The sequence below is a fragment of the Segatella copri genome, assembly GCF_949820605.1.
Classification (GTDB): Bacteria; Bacteroidota; Bacteroidia; order Bacteroidales; family Bacteroidaceae; genus Prevotella.
In genome coordinates, this window is record NZ_CATKVU010000006.1 from 3,185,624 (window position 1) to 3,208,675 (window position 23,052).

At 42.5% G+C, this 23,052-nt stretch carries 14 protein-coding genes and 1 pseudogene; 3 read left to right on the top strand and 12 right to left on the bottom strand.

Features of this window, described 5'->3' with window-relative positions:
- Positions 1–12 precede the first annotated feature (12 nt).
- Positions 13–1,488 carry a RagB/SusD family nutrient uptake outer membrane protein gene (locus RCO84_RS14260; RefSeq protein ID WP_287861242.1) on the top strand — a complete coding sequence of 492 codons (1,476 nt, stop codon included), beginning with the start codon at positions 13–15 and terminating at the stop codon, positions 1,486–1,488.
- 164 nt (positions 1,489–1,652) lie between these two features.
- Positions 1,653–3,215 carry an ATP-binding protein gene (locus RCO84_RS14265; protein WP_317585442.1) on the top strand — a complete coding sequence of 521 codons (1,563 nt, stop codon included), beginning with the start codon at positions 1,653–1,655 and terminating at the stop codon, positions 3,213–3,215.
- 125 nt (positions 3,216–3,340) lie between these two features.
- Here the strand turns inward: RCO84_RS14265 and RCO84_RS14270 are convergent, their stop codons facing one another.
- The 11 genes and pseudogenes from RCO84_RS14270 to RCO84_RS14320 form a co-directional block, all read right to left on the bottom strand.
- The gene (locus tag RCO84_RS14270; RefSeq protein ID WP_317585521.1) at positions 3,341–6,478 is read right to left on the bottom strand and encodes a glycoside hydrolase family 2 TIM barrel-domain containing protein; all 3,138 of its coding nucleotides are present in this window, start codon (positions 6,476–6,478) and stop codon (positions 3,341–3,343) included.
- 50 nt (positions 6,479–6,528) lie between these two features.
- Positions 6,529–8,520 carry a glucosamine-6-phosphate deaminase gene (locus RCO84_RS14275; RefSeq protein ID WP_317585443.1) on the bottom strand — a complete coding sequence of 664 codons (1,992 nt, stop codon included), beginning with the start codon at positions 8,518–8,520 and terminating at the stop codon, positions 6,529–6,531.
- A 69-nt stretch (positions 8,521–8,589) separates the two neighbouring features.
- Positions 8,590–9,381 carry a glucosamine-6-phosphate deaminase gene (nagB, locus tag RCO84_RS14280; protein ID WP_144155680.1) on the bottom strand — a complete coding sequence of 264 codons (792 nt, stop codon included), beginning with the start codon at positions 9,379–9,381 and terminating at the stop codon, positions 8,590–8,592.
- A 102-nt stretch (positions 9,382–9,483) separates the two neighbouring features.
- Positions 9,484–9,633, bottom strand: a pseudogene (locus RCO84_RS14285) (ROK family protein); the annotation flags it as partial.
- 74 nt (positions 9,634–9,707) lie between these two features.
- The gene (locus tag RCO84_RS14290) at positions 9,708–10,787 is read right to left on the bottom strand and encodes a cyclically-permuted mutarotase family protein (RefSeq protein WP_317576043.1); all 1,080 of its coding nucleotides are present in this window, start codon (positions 10,785–10,787) and stop codon (positions 9,708–9,710) included.
- A gap of 94 nt (positions 10,788–10,881) precedes the next feature.
- The gene (gene nanU, locus RCO84_RS14295) at positions 10,882–12,432 is read right to left on the bottom strand and encodes a SusD family outer membrane lipoprotein NanU (RefSeq protein WP_119229893.1); all 1,551 of its coding nucleotides are present in this window, start codon (positions 12,430–12,432) and stop codon (positions 10,882–10,884) included.
- Between the two features lie 18 nt (positions 12,433–12,450).
- On the bottom strand, positions 12,451–15,771 hold the full coding sequence (locus RCO84_RS14300) for a SusC/RagA family TonB-linked outer membrane protein (protein ID WP_287832502.1): 3,321 nt from the start codon (positions 15,769–15,771) through the stop codon (positions 12,451–12,453).
- Positions 15,772–15,840: 69 nt separating this feature from the next.
- Complete coding sequence (locus tag RCO84_RS14305) at positions 15,841–17,070, bottom strand: sialidase family protein (protein WP_264901781.1); 1,230 nt, start codon at positions 17,068–17,070, stop codon at positions 15,841–15,843.
- Positions 17,071–17,082: 12 nt separating this feature from the next.
- Positions 17,083–18,270, bottom strand: coding sequence for an AGE family epimerase/isomerase (locus tag RCO84_RS14310; RefSeq protein WP_317585444.1), 1,188 nt, complete (start codon positions 18,268–18,270; stop codon positions 17,083–17,085).
- A 25-nt stretch (positions 18,271–18,295) separates the two neighbouring features.
- Complete coding sequence (locus RCO84_RS14315; protein WP_144155698.1) at positions 18,296–19,213, bottom strand: dihydrodipicolinate synthase family protein; 918 nt, start codon at positions 19,211–19,213, stop codon at positions 18,296–18,298.
- A gap of 44 nt (positions 19,214–19,257) precedes the next feature.
- Positions 19,258–20,493, bottom strand: coding sequence for an MFS transporter (locus RCO84_RS14320; protein ID WP_144155701.1), 1,236 nt, complete (start codon positions 20,491–20,493; stop codon positions 19,258–19,260).
- Between the two features lie 344 nt (positions 20,494–20,837).
- Here RCO84_RS14320 and RCO84_RS14325 point away from each other — a divergent pair, with 344 nt between their 5' ends.
- On the top strand, positions 20,838–22,040 hold the full coding sequence (locus tag RCO84_RS14325) for an ROK family transcriptional regulator (RefSeq protein ID WP_317585445.1): 1,203 nt from the start codon (positions 20,838–20,840) through the stop codon (positions 22,038–22,040).
- Positions 22,041–22,495: 455 nt separating this feature from the next.
- Here RCO84_RS14325 and RCO84_RS14330 read toward each other — a convergent pair whose 3' ends face one another.
- Positions 22,496–22,807 (bottom strand): AAA family ATPase, encoded by a 312-nt coding sequence (locus RCO84_RS14330; protein ID WP_317585446.1) that lies wholly within the window; start codon positions 22,805–22,807, stop codon positions 22,496–22,498.
- Positions 22,808–23,052 lie beyond the last annotated feature (245 nt).

Consider the following 23,052-nt stretch of genomic DNA (forward strand, 5'->3'; position numbering starts at 1 on the left):
AGGAAAAAGGATATGAAAAAGATATATTTAGCATTGGGTATTGCCGCTAGCATGATGTTCTCATCATGCAGCGACTTCCTGGACCAGGAGCCATCTGTTGAGTTGCCTACTGAGTCAGCTATCACAACTACATCAGACTTGCGTAATGCAGTAAATGGTATTGCTTATGTATTGACAGAAAGCAGAATGACTTATGCATCAGAATTCGCTCTCTTCGCAGATACTCGTTGCAACGATTTCAAGGTAACTGCAGACAACAATCAGTTGGGTGAGCTCAGATTTTACATGTACAATTCTAAAGGTTCATTCAATGATAATGCATATTTCGCATTCTACCAGGCTTTGGGTAATGTGAATAGTGCATTGAAGTCTATTGAAAGTGGCAAGGTTGAAGGCGATGCTGCCGAAATCAATGACTATAAAGGACAGCTTTTAGCTTGGAGAGGTATGTTGCACTTCGACTTGGCTCGTATGTTCTGCCACATCCCTACTACTGTTGAGAATCCTGCAAGCGAACTCGGTCTGGTTCTTTCTGACCAGGTATTTGACAAGGGTTACAAGGGTACTCGTACAGATTTGGCATCTACATACACATTCATTATCAAGCAGTTTACGGATGCGCTTCCTTTGTTTAAAAAGAAACCTGAAAATGGTTATTTCAACTATTATGCTGCTCTTGGTCTTCGTGCCCGTGCTTACCTCTATAATGGTCAGTATGCAGAGGCTTTGGCTGATGCTAAGGAAGTGATTGGTAAAGGTGGTTACAAAATGTTGAACCGCGACAATTACGTAGAGGCTTGGACAAAGGAGAAGGCAGATGAAACTATTCTGGAGTTCCTGCAGACAGAAAAATACAACCAGCAGCGTTATGCTCCAGGTTACTACTGTGATGCTAGTGGTTACTCAGAGAATGCTTTCAACGAGGAGGGTTACCTGTATAAGTATCTTGTAACTCAGATAGATTCGGTGAAAGATGATGCTGGTAAGGTTAAACAAGTAAATTATAAAGATATTCGTGCCGGCTTGGTTAAGAATCAGTCTGCAGCTAGCTATAAGAAGACTGCTGGTTTCTATCCTAACAAGTATCCGGGTCGTAACGGCAATCTCTATGTTAACAACACGAAGTTGCTCCGTCTCTCAGAGATGTATCTGATTGCAGCTGAGGCTCAGTGGCATCTTGATAACCCTGGTTCATACGATTTGGCAAAGACCAGTGCAAAAGCTGCTCAGTATATCAATGCTATCGACAAGAACCGTATTGCTGATTATACAGATAAGGCTTCTGTTACACTTGCAGACATTCTTCATGAATATGAAATCGAGATGTTCTGCGAGAACCAGATTACATTCGCTTACTGGCGTAATCATCAGAGTGTAACAAATCAGGCTAACCAAGAGATAAAGTATAATGATTATCGTACCATTATGGCTATCCCACAGTCTGAGATTGATTACAACAAGGCTCTTCAGCAGAATCCAGAATATTAATTTTAATAATATTTTTAATCAAGATATAGGAATGCCATGAGTGGCATTTTCTATAAATCTCTCGGGAGAGGCTGGCTGTGAAGCTCGCCTCTCTTTTTTTTGTCTTTTTATTTGCGTATCTGATATTTTATTCGTAACTTCGCACCGTCTAAAGTAATATGGCTATGGAAGAGATAAGAAAATACCCAGTAGGAATGCAAACTTTCTCTGATATACGAGAGGGTAATTATGTGTACGTAGATAAGACAAGGTATATTGTCGATTTCTTGCGTAATGGTTCTAAATATGTGTTTCTGAGTCGTCCAAGACGATTCGGTAAGTCGCTTTTTGTCTCTACGCTCCAGGCATATTATGAGGGCAGGAAGGAACTGTTTGATGGTTTGGCACTTGGCGAATATGAGAAAGAATGGGTGAAGCATCCTGTTCTTCACTTCGACATGAGTACTGCCAAAAATCAGACACCCGAAGGGTTAGAAGAGATGCTGGGCTACATGCTTTCAGAATACGAGCAGGTCTATGGACGTGACGAATTGGCGGTGCAGCCGAGCCAGCGTTTGCAGTCTTTGGTAAAGCGTGCCTATAAGCAGACGGGTCAAAAGGTGGTCGTTTTGATAGACGAATATGATGCTTCTCTCTTGGATGTCGTGCATGAGAAGGAAAGTTTGATGCCATTGCGCTTGGTTATGAGGAAGTTCTATAGCCCATTGAAATATCTCGACCCTTGGCTGAAATTTACCTTTATCACGGGTATCACCAAGTTCTCTCAGTTGAGTATCTTTAGCGAGATCAATAATTTGGATAATATCAGCATGTTCGATCAGTATTCTGCTATCTGTGGTATCAGCAAGACAGAACTACTGACGGCGATGAAGCCTGATATTGAGTTGCTAGCCAAGTCTTTGGGAAAAACTTTTGATGAAACGGTTGCCGAGTTGAGTTCATATTATGATGGTTATCATTTCAGTAAAAAATCAGAAGATGTGTTTAATCCGTTTAGTCTGGTTAAAGCGTTGAGAAGTAAGGAGATAGCAGCTTATTGGTTTAGTTCAGGTACTCCTGCATACATTATCAACACTTTACGCAAACATCATGTGGGGGTGATGGATATAGAACAGAAATCCGTAGGGGTGGATGATTTCGATGTCTCTCCTGAGCAGATGACTTCTGCTTTACCATTGCTTTATCAGAGCGGGTATCTTACCATCAAGAAGTATAACCCTATCTTGCAGAGCTATCAGCTGGATTATCCAAACAAGGAAGTGCGTGTAGGAATGGTTCGTTCCTTGGCTCCTAACTATCTCTCTCCAATATCGTTGAACAATAATAGTTTCATCTTCGACTTTTTGGAGCAACTATATAACAATAATATGGATGGTGCTTTGCAGAAAATGCAGGCTTATCTCGCCAGTATCTCCAATCGACTTGCCAACAAGAACGAGAAGGACTTCCAAACGGTCTTTTATCTCATTTTTAATTTGATGGGTGCTTACATCTTGGTGGAGGAGGATAGTGCAATAGGCAGAGCAGATGCCGTTCTTCACATGCCGGATACAATCTATGTGATGGAATTGAAGTTTGATAAGACGGCTGAGGAAGCTTTGCAACAGATTGATGACAAAGGCTATCTCATTCCTTATTCAGCTGACGGCAAACGAATGGTAAAAGTAGGAATCAACTACAACAGCCAGAAGCGAACCATTGGTGAATGGAAGATAGTAGAAGGGTAAATATAGAGGATAAGCATGTACAAAACGCACAGAAACAGAAAAGCGGTGCCGCCTACAAATCTGCAGGAAAGCACCGCACAATCTAACCCTATTCACGTACAAAAAAAGAATTCTTCATGTTAAAACTACTTTGCCTTGATGACGAAGCGGAATTCGCGGTCGCCATAATGCATGCGGTATTTCTCCATAGGCTTAGACATCCAGCTGTCGATGCAACCTAAACCGTACTGGCGTTGCTGGATATGTACCTGTGTCAAGCCCTTGTCAACCAAATCACCGCTATGCTGTCCCCAAGCATGCTCCTTTTTATCGCCAGAATCCAAATCCTCAATAGAATAAGGAATGGCACTGCACTCCATCGGAGCATAACCCTCGAAAGTAATACCCTTGCCTGATGCAGGATTGAAGATGGAGAAATAACGGATATCTGTATGGTTGCCACTCTCCTGAGGACGAATATAAGGATAATACTCATCCTTTACATCCGACTCATATTTGCCAATAAAGGTAGAAGAATGACGGTCGATATAATTCTCCCCCGGACCACGGCCATAATACTCCAACTTAGAGAATGATGCAGGCAAATCCAATACCATACCATATCGGAACAAGTCAGCTATCTTAGCCGCTTTATCCGTGGTCATCTTCTCGGTAACAGAAACCTCACCTACCGCATTGATGCGATAACGAAGTACCAACTCAGCCTTCACCTCAGGCATTTCAAAGGTAGCCGTCAAAACAACACTATCCTTCATCTCACTCTTGTCGAATGACTTCAAGTTCATTACAGGATTTTTCCAAACCTTCAACTCCTTCTGCAAAGAAGCACCATAATCATTATCAGTAGGAGCACGCCAGAATTCAGGCTTCATGCTCTCGCGGAATTTCAAGATAGGTTCACCGTCCACGTCAAGATAGTCTATCAAACCCGTCTTCTTGCCTATAGTAACCGACATTCTCTTGGCAGAAACCTTCACATAGCTATTGGTTTCCTCTACCTCTATATTGCTAGTACTCTGGAGTTTCCCTTTCTTACCAGGAATCTTAGTAGAAGTCGTTGCAATAGGAGTATCTACCTTATCAAACTGATATTCATTGATGACAAACTGCTGGCGGGCTATCACCTGTTCTTTCTCTACCAATGGTTCTGTACCATCGCTGGCAAAGGCAAAATTGACTGTAATCTCCTCCTTACCGTGTTCAGTCTCTGCTTCAGCAATAGCATACTTCAAAGCATCACTCTTCACCATTTTAGTTGTCTGAGGAGCAATACCCTTAGTCTCAGGAATCTCAACAGTAGATAACTTCACGCCATTGGCATAGATAGTTGCAGTAAGGTGCAGGTCGTCAATATTCTTGAAGAAATTCTCATTATAGATATTGAAAGCACCATTCACAGCATCCAGATCCTTGATCCATACATTCTGATGCCAATACTGGATTTCGTAGGCATGCGGATTCAAACGGCGGTCTGGAGCAATAATACCATTGCAATTGAAGTTGTAGTCACTGGCAGGATAACGCCCATAGTCGCCACCATAGGTAAAGATTTCCTTGCCTGTAATCGGACTCTTGTCACGCAGACCCTGATCTACAAAGTCCCAGATGTATCCACCCTGATACTTAGGATATTTGCGAATCAGATCCCAGTACTCCTTGAAACCGCCCTCTGAGTTACCCATCGCATGAGCATACTCACATTGGATATAAGGTTTTACGCCATCACTCTTGCAATATTTCTCACTCTCCTCGTAGTCGATGTACATCGGACAATGAATATCGGTCTTACTGTCATATCCACCACGCTCATACTGCACAGGACGAGTCTGATCATAGGCTTTCACCCAGTCATAGGCCTTCTCGAAGTTGATACCATAGCCACCCTCATTACCCAAACTCCATACGATGATGGAAGGATGGTTGATGAAAGTCTTCACATTACCCTCGTTACGCTCGATATGAGTCTGGAGGTATTCAGGGAACTTGGCGAGAGATTTCTCACCATATCCCATACCATGAGATTCAAGGTTTGCCTCGGCAGTCACATAGATTCCATATTCATCACAGAGGTCATACCAGCGAGGATCATCAGGATAATGACAGGTACGAACAGCGTTGATATTCAACTGCTTCATAATCTTAATATCCTGAATCATGCGCTCCACACTGACCACATAGCCACCATCAGGATCCATTTCATGACGGTTAGCACCCTTGATTAGGAGAGGCTTTCCATTGACCAGGAGTTGTGCATTCTTGATTTCCACATTGCGGAAACCTATCTTTTGAGGAATGACCTCCGATACACCCTGCTTGTTTTTCAAAGTGATGAATGCCTTATATAAATAAGGTGTTTCTGCAGTCCATGCCTTCACCGCAGGCACCTTGATAGTACCCTGTACACCAGAAGCCTCAGCAATCTTCTTGCCATCCTTATCACATAATGTAAGAGTAACATTAGCCTTACCACCCTTCAAGGCTACCTGATAGTTCAGGACACCATCCCGGTATTGATTTTCCAAACCTGCATCCAGACGGATATCGGCTGCATGAACTTTCGGACGGGCATAGAGATATACCTCACGGGCAATTCCTGTAAAACGCCAGAAGTCCTGATCCTCAAAATAAGAACCATCACACCAGCGCATCACCTGCATGGCAATGAGATTTTTGCCTGGTTTCAGATATTTGGAGATATTAAACTCTGCAGCCACCTTGCTGTCTTCGCTATATCCCACATACTTGCCATTCACCCAGAGAGTCAAGTTGCTGGTAGCAGAACCTACATGGAAATATACATCCTTGCCCTTCCAGTCTTTAGGCAGGTCAAAGGTGCGGCGATAGGAACCCGTATAGTTGTTGAGTTCGCTGATATAAGGAGGATTTGGGTCAAACTGGGTAGCCCAGGCATAACCGATATTCTTATAAGTAGCGTCGCCATAGCCATTCAGTTCAAACAAGCCAGGTACAGGAAAATCCTTCCATTGAGAATCATCAAAGTTGGCAGCGAAGAAATTGGCAGGACGCTTGTTGTAGTCCTTGACGAAATTAAATTTCCAAGTACCTTCCATAGAAAGGTAGTTGGCAGAATTTTTCTTCTCGAAAGCCTGAGCCTTATCCTGATTCTCGAAAGCAAAGAACGCAGCACGGCGAGGAGCACGATTCTGCTGATTGACATCTACATTATGCCATCTGCTGGCATCTTGCGCCCTTACTTCGCCATGACCATAAAGAACCATGGAACCCAATAGGGCAAGAAACATGAAATTTCTTTTGTTCATATTCATGAATATTTATGATTTAAAAACAGGTTTTACAATGGCTTGTACTCCACGAAAGCCTCCATGGCCTCATAGCATGCCAGACCCAACTGGTCGTAGAGCGATGCTGTAGCACGGTTACGGTCCTCGGCTCTCTGCCAGAACAGGCGCTCATCATTACCCAAGAAAGGAGCACTCTCCATCTGCGACTGATGCTTGAGGATAGAGTTACGCTTTGCCCGCAACTCCTCAGGGCTCAATGGAACACACATTTCGATATTCTCAATCTCCCATTCTGCCCAGGCACCACGATACATCCAGATGCGGCAATCCTTCAACCATTCTGCACCCGCTTTCTTCTCTTCGTCGATAGCTGCCAGAACGGCATCGGTACACTTCTTGTGGGTTCCGTGAGGGTCAGCAAGGTCGCCGGCTACATAAATCTGATGCGGCTGCACCTTCTGCAACAGAGCTCTCACTATCTCTACATCCTGCTCGGTCATAGGCAACTTCTCTATCTTGCCGCTCTCATAGAATGGCAGGTCGAGGAAGTGGACATGGTCAAGCGGAATATCATTATAGGTACAAGCGGTACGAGCCTCACCACGGCGAATCAGTCCCTTGATGGTCAGGATATCTCTTGTATCGAAGTCACTCTCCTTCTTCTTGGCAAAGAAGGTCTTGATTTCCTTATATTTATTAGAGATGATGCTGTCTTTTGAGTCTGCAAAAAGCTGGTTGAAACCATTGATAAAGTGCATGAATCTTGTTACTTCCTCATCACCCACAGCAATGTTTCCTGATGTTTCGTAAGCTACATGCACATCGTGGTTCTGCTGTACCAGTCGACGGATGGTTCCTCCCATTGAGATAACATCATCATCTGGGTGTGGAGAGAACACGATAACCTTCTTAGGGAATGGTGTTGCACGCTCCGGACGATAGGTATCATCGGCATTTGGCTTACCACCTGGCCATCCGGTAATGGTATGCTGCAAATCATTGAAAATCTTGATATTGGCATTATAGGCAGAACCATAGAGAGCCAGAAGCTCGCTCAGTCCGTTCTCATTATAATCCTTATTGGTCAACTTCAGGATAGGCTTACCGAGTTTCTGGCAGAGCCATACCAGTGCAGAACGTACCAACTTGTCTGTCCATTCGCATGATGAAACCAACCAAGGGTGCTCAATGCGGGTAAGATGTGCAGCTGCGCTCAAATCCAATACTACCTGTGCGTCTGGGTGCGTCTGCAGGAAAGTAGCAGGCAGGGTGTCTGTGATGTTGCCCTCTATCACCTTTTGCATAATCTCAGACTTTTCGTCGCCCCATGCTGTGAGGAATATGGTCTTGGCTGTCAGGAGAGTACCTACACCCATCGTGAGTGAACATGGAGGAACCTGCTCCTTGGTCTTGAAGCTGTTTTCCATCTCCTCGCGTGACATATTGCCGATGAGGATGATACGGGTGAGCGACTGGATGCTTGAACCCGGTTCGTTGGCTGCGATATTACCCATGCGGCCGATGCCGAGGATAGCTACGTCGAGACCGCCGAAGGTCTTGATGCGCTGCTCATAGAGGCGACAGGTGTCCTGTACAGCTTCCTGTGCGATGCTGCCATCGAGAGTGAAGATATTCTGTTCTGTAATATCCACGCGGTCGAGAAAATGCTCCTTGAGCTGGTTGATGCTGCGGATAGAACTGTCATTGCTGAGTGGGTAATACTCGTATACATTGAATACCACTACATTGCGGAAGCTCAGATTCTTCTTCTCGTAGCGGCTTACCAATTCATCATATACAGGATTGACAGAGAGGCCTGTGCCCAATGCCATCACGTAGTACTTGCCTTCGTGCTGGGCAGCCTTAATGCCCTTCTCAATGGAATCAGCAATATGACTACAGCCTTCGCTTACAGACGCGAAGATATCGGTATGAATTTTCTCCATGTGGGAGATTTCGGAGTATTCCACGGTCGTTTTAGGCTTGTAGAATTCCACAGGTACCTTGTTGAGTACGATTTGTGAACTAAGATTTAATCTCATAACGTAATATATTTATGTAATGTAATATATATATTGATGATGTTGGAATTTTCTCGGTCGAGTGGTCTGTTAGATATTGTCCTTCTCGATGTCCTTGAAATAGCGGTAGGTGCCCACCTTCAACTCGTCTGTAGCCATTTCATCACAGATGATGATGCCGTGCTTGTGGAGCTGGAGTGCGCTGATGGTCCAAGCCTGTGTAACAGGACCTTCGATGGCAGCGTGGAGAGCCTGTGCTTTGTTGTGACCATTGCAGAGAATCATCACCTCTCTTGCATCCATCACGGTGCCTACACCTACGGTAAGAGCCAATGCAGGAACAGCCTCTGGATCGTTGCCGAAGAAGCGTGAGTTGGCGATGCGGGTGTCGGTGGTGAGAGTCTTCACACGGGTGCGTGAGGTGAGGGAAGAGTAAGGTTCATTGAAGGCGATGTGACCGTCAGGACCAATGCCGCCGATGAAGAGGTCGATACCGCCTGCATCCTTGATCTTCTGCTCATAGCGTTCACACTCAGCCTCGAGGTCTTCTGCATTACCGTTGAGAATATTGATGTTCTCCTTAGGGCAATCGATGTGATCGAACAGATTCTTTGCCATGAATGAGTGGTAGCTCTCTGGATGAGACTCTGGCAAACCTACGTATTCATCCATGTTGAAAGTAATGACGTGCTTGAATGAAACCTTGCCTTCCTTGACAGCCTCTATAAGCGCTGCATACATGCCCATTGGGGATGAACCGGTTGGTAAACCGAGTACGAATGGACGCTCTGCTGTTGGAGCAAACTTGTTGATTGTCTCTACTACGTGATTGGCAGCCCATCGTGACAGCTCATCATATTTTTTTTCAATAATTACGCGCATAGTCGTTAGTATTAATGATTTTTTTAACTATAAATAATGTATTTAACTGATTTATTGTTGTTGAATCAATTCTAATTTTGTCGCAGCAATGAACCCGATAGTCTCTCTGCCACAGCCGCATGGTCTTCCGTCAAGATTCACCAACATGTGTCCCAACTCACCGGCAAAACCGTTACAACCATAAATCAGCTGTCCGTTAACCACGATAGCCGATCCTACGCCTGTTCCGAGGGTGAGTTCTGCAAAGTTTTTTCTTTATGTTTATGATTTAAAAGCAGGTTTTACCTTTTTATAGAACAGTTACCTGTCTGCAACTTTCATCCTTTTTATTTCGTGTTCAAATCAACTCTAATAATCCCCGCAGACCGAAGTCCAGGTTTTAATTCACCTCCTACATAATATAAAGTTTTATCATGTAAGGCTACTTGTGCACCAGCCCGTGCCAACAAATGACTTTCTGCTACAGGAGTATTCCACTGTTCTGTGTTCAAATCATAAGCCAAAAGGCAATCGTTAAAACGATACCACGAGATATCTTTCTTAAGATAATTCTCCTTTGCTACAAGAGAATATTTTCCACTAATGGCATCCAAGAAGATTTCTTGATTGACCCCACCAGCACAGATCACTTTGGAAGTATTTGGAGAAGAATTCACAATCATAGCCGTAGCACCAGTCAAGGTTAGTTCCTTACCCTGCAAGTTTTTAGGTGATGTCAGCGATGTCCATCTTTTTGCAAAGAGATCATAACTCAAACCAGATGTGAACACTACGCTAGAATCACTATTTTCATAAAAACCTCCCCAAACATAGATAGTACCATTGTTGGCAGCACATACGGGTTGTACTCTAGGATAACCTGGCATTTGTTTTTCATATATCCACTTATTATTCTTTACCATATCCAGTCTGAGTAAGGAACTTGACGGATGTCCATCCTGATTACCACCAACGACAAAGAGTTGATTTCCCATGACTGTCACACCACTATTGTCCACTGTACATGGTAAAACTGGCAAAAAATGCATTATTGGTTTATCTGCTTTCTTATCCAGTTGGATACTTAATACGGTTCGCAAACTGTGTTCAGAATTGCACCCACCAATAAATATCAGACTGTCGTCCAAAGTTACTACTCCACCATAGGCTGCTGGTTCAGGTAAATTACCAATCATTTTCCAATTAAGAGAATCTACATTTTCCGCTATCTTTGCGGCATAGATACCTGAATAGTACTTTTTCTTACCAGGCTCCGGAAAATTACAGCCGCCTGCGACAATGAGGTAATCGCCAATGAAGCCAGCGTAGCAGGCCGAGACTCCTAGGTCATACCCGGCCTCCCCTGAGGGGAAGCCAGATATGAGTTTTATATTTGAGAATTGTGTTTCAATATTTGATTTCATCATACTACAACTATTTATAATTACCGCTATAGATAAAACTAAAAACGACGTAATACACTTCATTTTAAGATGAAATTAACTATATGTGCCACCTAATTTAATTATTATATCCCTCTGTCTGTTTCAAAAGACTATTCTCACCCAAAGAATTTTGATCAATAGGCCACAACAATCGTTTGGCGTTAGCTGAAGTATACTTAGTACAATATTCAGCACCCATCAAGCGAAGGTCATACCAACGTTTACCCTCGAGTAAGAACTCACGGCAACGTTCTTTCAAGACAGCCTCAATAGGATTGGCATCACTACCCACAAACGGGTTGTTTGCATAAAAAGAGTTATCGGTATCATTTGGATAAGCCAGCTGATCTTTATGTTCTGCAAAATATTCCTTGCCGTATGCTCTTTCACGAACTGCATTGATTTCGGCTGAAGGATCTTCGTTTAACAGAATCTTTGTCTCTGCCAATAACAAAAGTGCATCTGCGTACCGATAGATAGGATAGTCTTCAAGAAAACTACGATAAGAATTGCCTGGAAGAGATACGCCTATGAATTTATACTGAACCACTCCCACATACTGCAAACTACCATCAGCATTTTTTGTATAACAATCCTTCAAGCTATACTGTCGGCGGGTATCTCCTTCACGGAACAAGTCCTTATATAGCTTGGTGTTGAGTGGAATATATACTGCACCACTCATGTCACTCATCTCACTCTTGCTCATTTGGGTACCATCAGAAAGATAATAGTTTTCCATCATCATCTGATTCATCACAAGATTGTAACGCAAAGCATCATTAAACATATTATACTCATCTCGTCCATTATGAATAGCAAAGATGATTTCTTTATTCTCTTTATTATCAAAAGCGAATACCTGACGATAATTGTTCTCCAAGGCTACATCTGCCGTTTTTAAGCTTTCTAAAGCAGTCTTGGCTATTGTATAATCACTATTACCACCATTCATCTGCTTACCGCTCCACAGATATACCTCACCCTTCAGTACCTCTGTAGCTGGATGAGACCAGTAGACTCTGCCATTGGTAAAACTCATGTCTGCACCATACGCATCCTCAGAAGCCTTGATGTCCTTTTTGATTTGTTCCATCACCTCCTGTGCAGAAGCCTCTGCCTTACCCATATTGCCGATGTCTACCTTGTTTCCTGTTGTGTAATCGAGCCAAAGCACCGCTTTACCATAGGTTCTGAGCAGATGGAAATATAGATAAGCTCGCATACCATATGCCGCACCAAGATATGTTTTTCTCTGCGCCTCGTTCAACACATCTGTATTTTCTGTGTGCGAAATCATAAGATTTATCTGGTTGATGATGGTATAAACCCCACCGAAATCAGTAACTTCTGGGGTTGTGGCATTGAGCGTATTATTGAATAAGTTATTGTAATGTACAGCCTCACCTGAGAATGGTGTACCGGCATAGAGGTTTGTACGCAATTCTCCCCATTCATAGAATTGGAAACTTTTTTCCCTGAACAAGCCTTGCAAACCTACATTGAAGGCTGCAAATTGAGCCTGATCCTTCCAGTACTTGCTATCGCTGATGCTACTTACTGGCTCCAAGTCCATGCAGCTTGTCAAAGACAAGGCTGCAAGGGCTGTAATAAATATATTTTTAATCTTCATGTTAAAGACGGTTTAGAATGTTACATTAAGTCCGAAAAGAAGGGTGAGAGGAGTTGGATAACGCCCCACGTCTACACCTTTATAATAGCTATCGAGTTTTGGCTCAGGAGAAGCTCCGTCATATCCAGTGATATAGAAGAGATTCTGTCCTGTGATATAAGCTGAAGCTTTGCTGATGCCGATATGAGTAAGCCACTTAGTTGGAATGTTCCAGTTAAGGGTTATCTCTCGCAGTGCAAGGTAATCTCCCTTTTCATACATTCTTGAACTATGGCCATCAATATCAGTGCCATCACTCTCACGACTCAGATTTTTCTTGTTCAACTGATCTGCGTATGAATAGGCAGGATAGTCTGAGTTTGGATTATCTTCGCTCCACATATCCTTTACTAAAGTAATGTTGTTAAACTGTCCCTGATACTGACCCATAGAACGAGCTTTCAGATGATTATAGATTGTATGTCCAAGAGCATAATCGAAACGTGCATAGAGAGATACGTTCTTATAGGCAAGCGTGGTAGAGAAACCACCTGTAACATTTGGGAAAATATTACCCAATACACTCTTGTCCAAAGAGTTGATTGTACCATCCTGGTTTACATCCTCCCAGCATACATCTCCTGGTTCGATAGGTTTCCATCCTGCACTTGTTGCATATGTCTTACCTGTGGCTGGATTGATTTCATTAGCAAGACCAGGACCATACAATTTTGCAACCTCATCGATACGCATGTTGGCATGAGCTTTTACATCATCCCAATCCTTGAAAATATGTTGCTGCTTATAACCAACGATGTCACCCAACTTACCACCTTCTGCGTAACCTCCTATCCATTTGGTTACCTGCTTGCCATTAGCATCTTTCTTTGTGCCATTTGCCACTTCGTAGCCATCAAGTTGATTGTTTGGCTTATCACTGTTAGGCAACTGCAAAATCTTATTGGCTACAGAAGTTAAATTGGCACTGATATCCCACTTGAATCCCTTAGGATTATTGAGAATATTAGCTCTTATTTCCATCTCAAATCCAGTATTGCGCAACTTACCGAGATTAGTCTTCATCGACATAAAACCAGTATATGCAGGCAAGTTGAGGTTGGTCAACAAATCATCTGTGGTGCGGTTATAATAATCGAGAATAAAAGCCAAGCGATTGTTCAAGAACCCCAAGTCAAGGCCGATTTCAAGAGAACGACTCTGCTCCCATCTCAAACCTGTATTCAGCAATGTAGAGTTGTAATAGGCAGTCTGCCCATTATAGGTTTTATCCTCTATCTGCTTATATACACCATAGATGGCAAAATCATCAATGCCATTCACGTTACCGTTCACACCATAACTGATACGAGGTTTGATATTGGTGATGATATTGGAAATCTTAGAGTTTTTCCACCATTCCTCCTGAGTTACATTCCAACCTGCACTTACTCCAGGGAAGAAACCCCATCGATTATCCTTCAACTTTGAGATACCGTCATAACGTGCCGTAAAAGACAGCAGGTATTTCTGTTGATAATCATAATTGATGCGACCGAACAAGGACTCAATACGATAACGAGACTTGTAACTGTAAGTTTTACTTCTTGTGGCACCTGCGTTCAATGTAGGAATGTCATCTGTAGGCGAATTCTGAGTCTCTGCAGAGAAATCAAAAGTATTGTGATCGAAATACTCACCACCAATCATGGCATCCACATTATGATTTTCAGCAAAAGTATCTTTATAATTGAGTGTAGTATTTATCTGCACATTCGAAAATCTAGAAATTTCTGCCACTGCCGTTCTCACGTTGTTAGGGACATTTGAAGTTTGCGGCTGAAAACTCTTATCAAACTTTTCATTTTGATAGTCATAATGATAGAGTGACGCATTCGCACTCCAAGTGAGTTTCTTAGGAATGATATCCAAATCCCAACCCAAGTTATAAGTTGATTTGCGTGTACAGTTCTCACGTGTCAAACGAGAACGATAGTAATCTGGATTACCATCACTGGTACTCCAACCTGGTGCAGGAGATCCATCCTCCAAATATGGATTCCAAGTAGGGCGCTGTGAACGTGTGCGATAGAAAAACTCATATTCTCCAATCCAAAGTTCTGGTTTCTTTGCCCAACTATAAGTGGCACCTGCCTTCACATTCAAAATAGGCAACACTTTATAACTGGCATTCACGCTACCATTGAAACGCTGGTAACCTGTTCCACGAACCATACCATCCTCATCATAATAGCCTAAAGATGTGAAGAAAGTTCCTTTATCTGAACCACCAGCCACACTAACATAATGGTCTTGAGTGAGGGATACATCACGGAAGGAAGCATCGTCAAGTTCACCATTGTAATCTTTATAGATGAGGTCCTTGCCTGTCACAGGGTCTTTCATCTGTAACCAACCCTTTGACAGCAAATTTTTGTTGGTGTCATCAAGAAACTTGACATCACAAAGATTAGAATTGGTACCATAACCTGTTTGGTTTTCCAATTTGTTGGCACCAGAAACATTAGCATACCGCTGATACCCCAAGCGATTATAGTAGATGTAATCATGAGCATCTAACATGTCATAGCCCAAACGCGCAAAGTTCATACCGAGCTTACCCTTGTAGTTAACAGTAGCCTTACCTTGCTTGCCACTTTTCGTCTGTACGAGAATTACACCGCCATTGGCACGGGCACCATAGATAGCTGTAGATGCGGCATCCTTTAACACTTGAATTGATTCAATATCAGCAGGATTGATATCTCCCAAACTTTCACGAATGATGCCGTCAACAACAATCAAGGCACCATCTGAACCACCATTGATGCTGGCACCACCACGAAGGGTGATAGTCGGTTCAGAACCTGGCTGACCTGTAGTTTGGGTGACACGAAGACCAGTCACGCTACCTTGCAAGGCTGAACCCGCATTACTCACAGCTGCCGTCTCTAAAACGCGATTGTCCATCTTGGCGATAGCCGTAGTCAAAGTACCACGCTTTTGCTGACCACCATAACCTGTTACAACCACCTCTGCCAAGGTTTGCTTGCTTTCACTAAGTTTTACTTGAAGCGGCTGGCCGTCATACTTGATTTCCTGAGTATCGTAACCAATGTAGGATATCACAATGATGTCACCATTCTTCACTCCCGGCAAGGAAAATTTACCATCCAAGTCGGTTACAGTTCCGTTACTTGTACCCTTGATGATAACGGAGGCACCGATTACGGTTTCCCCAATTTCATCAACAACTACACCTGTGCAAGAGGCCGATTGCTGTGTGGCATTAACAGTAATGCCACTTGTACCTGCCAATGTTGGAGTTGCCCCCAAGCATCCCAGGGATACTGCCATTGCTAATTGTTTTAAATCTGATCTCATATTAGAGGTTTTTATGGTAATATAAAAAGATAATTTTTATTGTTATTTATACTGATTATTTGTAATCTGTTGTATACTCAACTTTACAAAACGAATATCATAGTAATCATCTGACTCTGTTTCAGGATGTCGGAAAGCATTTTCCTCCATGAGGAAAAGAATACTGCCATCCTTAGATTGAACCATGGTAGAATAGGCAGATGATGTGTCACTCACTTGATAAGATCCCTCCCAGTCTTTTGCTATAACTTCTGGTGAGACATAATCTTTTGGAGACTCCAACACTTTATAGAAAATGCCTACATGAGAACGCTGAGGGCCTAATGGGATACTCTGCAGAAGAAGTTTTACCTTCTTGCCATTTTTATGGGCATCAGCCAACAGTATTTCTCCATTGCAAGCATTACTGCTGCCTGCTACTCCATTGTTTTCTTTATGGGATAGCACAGTATTTCCCCATATGCCAGTTGCCTTTTTCGGGTTTTCATACTTGTAAATGTTGAAAAGGCGACCGCTAGCAATACGACTACTTAGCAAGACATTCCCATCAGGCAACTCCTCAATCTTTGCCTCATCGCCCTTAGGGGCCGAATCAGCAACATTGTTACCCAACAAAAGCCAAGTTTCGCCGAAATTATCACTATATAGAACACGATTACCCTCACGTGTTGCTAAGACGGCATAGATACGATAGTATTTACCAACCTTAATCAAACGGCTTTGGCAGATTCTTCCACTTGCGAAGAATGCTTGCTGAACATCTGGCATCAAGTCATATATTTCCTTTGTAACATCAGTTCCTTTCCAAGTCTTTCCTTCATCATCACTATAATATCTGCCCATCATGAGAGGTTTCTTGCGATTACTTTCCCAGTAACTTATACCTCCTGAGGCACACATCATGAGAATTCTACCCGACTTTTTGTCCACCACCGTTGCGGCATCTCCATGAGCACAGTCAAAACTTGTTGGGATTCCATTCCCGCCTTTAGCCACTATCTTCTCTGTACTAGTCCAGTTCCGTCCGCAATCCTTACTTTCTTTCATTACTATATCCAGATGTCTGCCACCACCAATATCCTGGTTTTGGTAGCGATGATCTGTGAAAGCAATATACTTGCCGGATTTACATTCCACGATGGAAGGTATTCGATATTGTCCTTTAGCATTAGAAAAAACTGTGACTGATTGACCAAAGAGTGTCATTGGGAAACTGATGCCCAACACACTTAACAGCATAAAGACAGAAAAGTTTTTCTTACATATTATCATATCATTTATAGTTTACAAATTACTATTTAATATCTCTTGGCACAACGTGTATGCCTTTATCATCATTCTCGGAATGTGAAAAGGTCCCTTGAAGAGATTTCCTTTGGCAGGCTGTGCTACGGTGCCATCTCTGTGCAGATAGCCATACCATTCGCCAAACTCATTATCAGGGAAGTGGGCATAAGTCCACTCGCTGATGCGCTCATGACGATAGAGATATTTCTCGTCGCCTGTGGCGAGGAAGCTATAGAGACAAGCAATGATAGTTTCGGTCTGTGGCCACCAGAATTTCATATCCTGCGAATAGTCTTGTGATGGCAGGTTGCGGCAGTCACGGAAGTTGATAATACCACCATACTGCTTGTCCCACCCCCAGTCCCATGACCAGTCGAAAATGGTGAGAGCAGTGTCCAGAATGTCCTTATCCCATTCACGGTTCTTAGCTACGTCCATGAGGAACCATGAGGTTTCGATGCAGTGACCGGGATTGATGGTGCGCCCCATGCAAGTGTCTATAAACTCGCCATTTGGACCTACCGACTCGAGCAGCGCCTTAAATTCCGGGTGCATGAAATACTTGCGCAACTTGGCTATCGATTCATCAATCTGGCGGTTGATGTTAGGATCTTCGATAACTTTGAGCAAACGTGAACCTACATTGATGAGAATCATTACAATGCTGTGTCCTTGCAAATCAACTGCTGGCTCATATTTTGGTGTTAGAAACCCCGGTGTCTCAAGAAAACGCTGTGTGTTCTTAAACAGATTAAGAGCTTTTTCTGCATATGTCTTGTCACCTGTAGCGAGCGCATATTCGGACATGGCGATGGTTGCAAACGTCTCGCTGAACACGTAACGACGCTTGCGTAGCGGCGTGCCGTCTTCTGTTACAGAGAAGAACATGTGACCATCTGTGTCGAAACAGTGACGCTCAATAAAATCGAGGGTGGATTTTGCAGCGTTGAGCCATTCTTGATTGTGCTCCACGTTGTTGTAAGCGTAGGCACAGATGAAGGCGAAGCGTCCCTGGAACCACACACTTTTAGTGGTATCAATCAAAGATCCGTCACGGTTAACACAAGTGTAGACACCGCCATGCTTGCGGTCAAGACCATGTTCCATCCAGAACGGCATGATATTCTCTATAAGATCTGTTTTATAGGATTCTGCCCATTGTTTGATATATTCCTTGATATTCATTATTATTGATTTTTGCTGATACTACTTAAAACTGATTGCAACGTTCAAAGAAGTGGATAGCTTCCAACTCTTTCTTCATAGCCTGCTCTTCCTCATCGGTCATGTTGCGGAATGGAGTACGATTTGGACCCAAATCGAAGCCCATCAGCTTCATGATACGCTTACCGCCTACGATGTTACCCCGGTAGTGGCAGATAACGTTGATAACCTCCTGAGCAAAGTTCTGCTTCTCACGTGCAGTTTCGATGTCGCCGTTCTTCCAAGCCTCAATGATGCCAACCAACTCTTTACCATTGTAGTTGGTCGTACCACCGATACCACCCTGTGCACCACCCTGAGCCAGACTAGGGAGAATGGTCTCGTCCTGGCCATGGAGCATGTCGTACTTGCCATTCTTGTAAAGACGACACTGGTTATATTCATACAAACTCTCGAAGGTATATTTAATACCAGCAAAATTAGGAATTCGTCCATCTACAGCCTTTAATAAATCGAGCATTGGCAAATAAGCACCATTGAATGCAGGTATATGGTAGTAGTAGAAAGGAAGTTCTGGTGCGGCAGAAGCTATCTCCTCGCAATACTTTACAAGTTCTTCGATACGGCCGATGTGCGGGAATGGAGGAGCCATTGAACCGATACCCCAAACACCTAACTTCTGTGCGTGCTCTGCCAAACGACGGCTTTCACGGAGGCAACAGCTGCCTACATGGACGATAATTTTGAAGTCCTTTGGAGCTACGTCTACCCATCTCTCAGCAAGGAGCATTCTCTCCTCGGTGGTCAACATATAGCCCTCGCCTGATGAACCATTGATAAACACACCCTTCAGACCGTTCTTCTGAAGCATCTTGGCATAAGCCTCGATAGGTTCTAAGTTCACATCACCGTTAGTATAAAAAGGAGTAAACGGTGCATCAATAAGTCCAATGATCTTTTCCATAATTATATATATTAATGTAAGTTAGTTAAAATTTTATCGTTTTTTTATTCCAAGTTATCTGTCTTTGGTTTCAAGCAAGCCAACTGAATCGTCAGTGCTGCGATAACCACTACACCCAATACGGCAAAAGCCAGCCCCAGATTACCGCCATCTGAGAATTTACCCATTACCTGAGTAACCATTGCTCCAGCAAACACGCCAACCATGTTCATGATGCCATAGGCAGTAGCCCTGTATTTCGCCGAAATAATCTGGCAGAGAATAGGCATATTATTGGCATCAAACATGCCATACCCGACGCCGAAGAGTAAACCGGCTACCACAACTGCTACCACATTGTGACCGAAGCCCAAGAGGAATAGGGCTGGAATCGTCATACCTAATCCGATAGCACTAGTATAAACACGACCGCGGATATTCTTGCGAACCCACTTGTCTGAAAGCACACCTCCGAAGAGGACTCCAAACAAAGAGGAGATTGCGATGGTGATGGTTGACAGCGGACCAGCCTCTGACATAGGTACATTCAAGTTCTCTGCAAACAAAGTCGGAAGCCAGTTCTTGGTTGCCCAACCAGGGAGAGAAGGAACTGCGAAATAGAAGAGGATAACCCAAAATGTCCAAGTAGAAAATACAGCAGATAAGCCTTGTAATAATCCGCCCTTTGTGGACTTTCCCTGCTGAACTTCAGTAGTATTTACTGTATCCTTGTTTTTATCGTGCAACAACAGAAGCAACACGACAGAATAAGCAATTCCGAGAATGCCAAACCAGTGGAATGTGGTGTGCCAGGAGAAGGCTGCTGCTACGGTAGCACCAAATCCTCCGATGGCCTGACCGACATACAAACCGGTCATGTGAACACCGATAGCCAGAGATCTTGACTTTCCTTCATGCCAGTCGGCAATAAGGGATAAGGCAGAAGGGATGTAAAGAGCCTCACTAATACCCATCATCGCTCTCAACATGTAAAGTTGATGGAAACTAGAAGCATATCCCATCAGGTAGGTCACCAGAGACCATACGAAGAGACTGCCTACTACTAATTTCTTTCTACTGACTCTATCAGCCACGATTCCGGCAAATGGACTCACAATACCATAGATCCAAAGGAAGACTGCCATCAAAGCGCCAAAGGCTTCAGCCTGCTGCAGTTCCACGATATCAAGCTTCATTGCAGCCTGCATGGTGGATAGCATCTGACGATCCATATAGTTGAGAAGAGCTACAACCCAAAGGAGTGCTACAACTAACCAAGGATAAAACTTTCTACTCTTCATTTTATCATTATTAGATTGTTTATTAATTTCGGTGCAAATATATAACTAATTTTATTAACCTCCAAATTATTATGAAACTTTTTTCATTAAAGTGATTAAATAATTTAGTTTAATTTATTTGTGAGGCATATTTTGCCAAGTATACCTTATTATATTATGCGATAGAATTAATTAATTCTTTGTTATCTAACAATATTGATACCATGACATCTCTGATGGCGAGGAGTTAAATACAAAATACTTGTTATTTTACGCATTTAGATTAATTAACGTATCCTTAATTAAAAAAATAAATTTATTTATTTACCTTTGCAAGGTAATTGTAGTTAATAATAAAATGTAGTATGTTAAAAGATATAGTCAATAACACAAAATGGTCCGCTTCAAAGTCGGCTTTAATGAGGCTGCTTATAGAGCGTGGAGGACAAACTATTGCCGAACTTTCCAAAAGTTTAGGAGTCAGTATCCCATATACGACTAAGACCCTGAACGAACTTATAGAAATCGGTCTGGTACAGGAAACAGGAAAAAGAGCCCACTATTCAAAGAGGGCTCCTAAAGAGTATGATTTAATTGCCACTTCGGGCTATTTTCTTGGAATAGATACAGGAAAAGATTACCTTACTTTAGGAATTTGTGATTTTTGTGGTAATATGGTAACTCAGCTAGAGAGAATAGACTTTGTATATGAAGATACCCCAGATTGCTTTGAAAGTCTCATAGCAATAATCAACACTTTCATAGAGAAAGAAGGCTTCAAAAAAGAAAATATACAGAATGCATGCATGAGCATTGGCGGCAGAGTTAACCCAGAAATTGGTTGCGCATACAATTATTTCACTTGTATAGAAAAACCATTGGCTGATATGCTCTCTCAGAGCCTGAATATACCTGTATGCATTGACAACGACACTCGGTGCATGACCTACGGAGAATACCTCAGAGGCATCTGTAAGGGTGTTAAGAATGTCATTTTTGTTAATGTGAGTTGGGGAATTGGTATCGGTATTATCATCAACGGCAAATTATATTTTGGCAAGTCGGGATTTTCTGGGGAAATTGGACATATGCATATATACAATAATGGCATAATTTGTCATTGTGGAAAGACTGGATGCGTGGAAACTGAGACTTCTGGTTCTGCACTACAACGTAAGATGAATCAGAAGATACAGAATGGTGGCATATCTGTCCTCTCTGACAAAGTGTTGAATCAACACCAAAGTCTAACACTCCACGATATTCTCGAAGCCATCAAGAAAGAAGATGTGATGAGCATTGAGACGTTGCAAATGATGGCAGTAGAATTGGGTACAACCCTTGCTGGTGTCATCAATATATTCAATCCTGAGATGTTGGTTATAGGAGGAGACCTATCGGTTACTGGTGACTACATAACACAACCAATATGTATGGGAATCAAGAAATTCTCTCTCAATATGGTGAACGAAGATTCCAAGATAGAAACATCTACTCTGAAAGACTGTGCAGGATTAATAGGTGCATGCTTAATGGCAAGAAGTAAAATGTTACAGGAGCAATATTAAGCGTTTATGGCAGTGTTAAGGTCATAATCATTTGGGGGACTCTGCCTTAGATTAACAGCTTTACTGCTGTAGTCCCGCAAAGGATTTTGTGTAGTTCCGTACTTGCATTTTGAATAAAGTGTTGGAAAATATTTTGTCTATGCTGATAGCTTGCTCGTATGTATTGACCAGCTTCTGCAGGTCTTGTTGCATGTATCGGAGATAATTTGCAAAACGGAAGTATTGCTGATATTGCGAAGTTATAGTTTAGCCGTTGCAACATTTTTAATTATCAATCCCCTATTTTGTAGTAAGACTAATTGTTCATATATATATAGGTTGCTTGTCGTAGCTCATATACCTAAATAAAAAGCAAAGTCCCACCTTAGTACGCATCGTTGAGAGGCGTACTAAGGTGGGATTTGTTACTGCAAAAATATAGTTTAAAATCGTATTATCCAAATATTTCTAAGAAATCAGCTTATCGGGTAGATGATGGCTTGCCGAGCTTGTGGGCACATTTGTACTTCATCGAAAATGATGGCTGATTTGCGTGGCTCCAAGATTACTTGGTAGATTGATTGGAGGCGTAAAAATATGTAGTTCAAGTCCATGAGGTTGTCAAACAGCAGTTTCACTTCCTTAGATGCTTGTACGAAATCTATAAGGATATAGCTTTTGTATTCATTTTCTGCGAAAGCTTTGGCTGCCGTTGACTTTCCTACCCGGTGTGCTCCTTTGAGCAAGAGAGCTGTGCTACCATTTCTCTTTCGTTTCCATTCGAGCATTTTATCGTATACTTTTCTTTTAAATATTCTTTTTCTCATAACTTGCTGATTTTGAGTGCAAAGATACATATAAGTTCCAAATCCCCCAAATGTTTTTACTTGAAATGTTCCAAATCCCCCAAATGTTTTATGTTTCAATAGGGATGAGGAAAACTTTCTCAGAAAAAAAACACGGACAAATTTGTCCGGACAAATTTGTCCGGCATAATATAATCTATTGATTATAAGAAGATTATGAAACTGCC